The sequence below is a fragment of the Colwellia sp. 6_MG-2023 genome (genome assembly GCF_030547765.1).
Taxonomy (GTDB): domain Bacteria; phylum Pseudomonadota; class Gammaproteobacteria; order Enterobacterales; family Alteromonadaceae; genus Colwellia.
On the sequence record NZ_JAUOPP010000063.1, the window covers coordinates 1 to 896 of the forward strand.

1 protein-coding gene is annotated in these 896 nt (G+C 40.5%); it reads left to right on the plus strand.

Translation table 11 applies throughout. The features are described from left to right. Positions 1-896 (plus strand): hypothetical protein (locus tag Q4503_RS18795; RefSeq protein ID WP_303603189.1); only part of this gene is annotated, 896 nt, incomplete at both ends.

Sequence of the window (896 nt, forward strand, 5' to 3'; positions counted from 1 at the left end):
GAGGCAGCTGAGTCTGAAGTAACCGACCCAGATGATATTGATGCCTTGCTAGACTCTATTGGTGTTGATGCGGATGAAGCTATTGCAGAAGAGGCAGCTGAGTCTGAAGTAACCGACCCAGATGATATTGATGCCTTGCTAGACTCTATTGGTGTTGATGCGGATGAGGCTATTGCAGAAGAGCCAGCTGAGTCTGAAGTAACCGACCCAGACGATATTGATGCCTTGCTAGATTCTATTGGTGTTGATGCGGATGAGGCTATTGCAGAAGAGGCAGCTGAGTCTGAAGTAACCGACCCAGATGAAAATGATGAACAAACGGCTATTGATGAGTCAGATGTTAGTGAGAATAAAGCTAAAATTGAAAGTTTAACTGAAGAGTATATCTCGCCGTTATTATCAACGGATTTTAGTGATATTTTGAATAAGTCATCAGAAGATAAATTAACAGAACCTGAGCTAGATGAAGCTGAATTGACTCAAAAAAGTAATGAGTTAACCGATGACGAGCTGGATATCGATGAGCTAATAACTGACAAAGAACAGCCAAATGATAGCTCACTCGACAATGATGTTGATAATGACGTTGATGATAAGGTTGAAGATGAGTTAATCGCTGATGACGAGCTTGATATCGATGACCTAATTGCTGATATGGAACAGTCAAATGATAGCTCACTCGGTAATGATGTTGATAATGACATTGATGATAAGGTTGAAGATGAGTTAACCGCTGATGACGAGCTGGATATCGATGAACTAATTGCTGATATGGAACAGTCAAATGATAGCTCACTCGACAATGATGTTGATAATGACGTTGATAATGACGTTGATGATAAGGTTGAAGATGAGTTAATCGCTGATGACGAGCTTGATATCGATGACCTAATTGC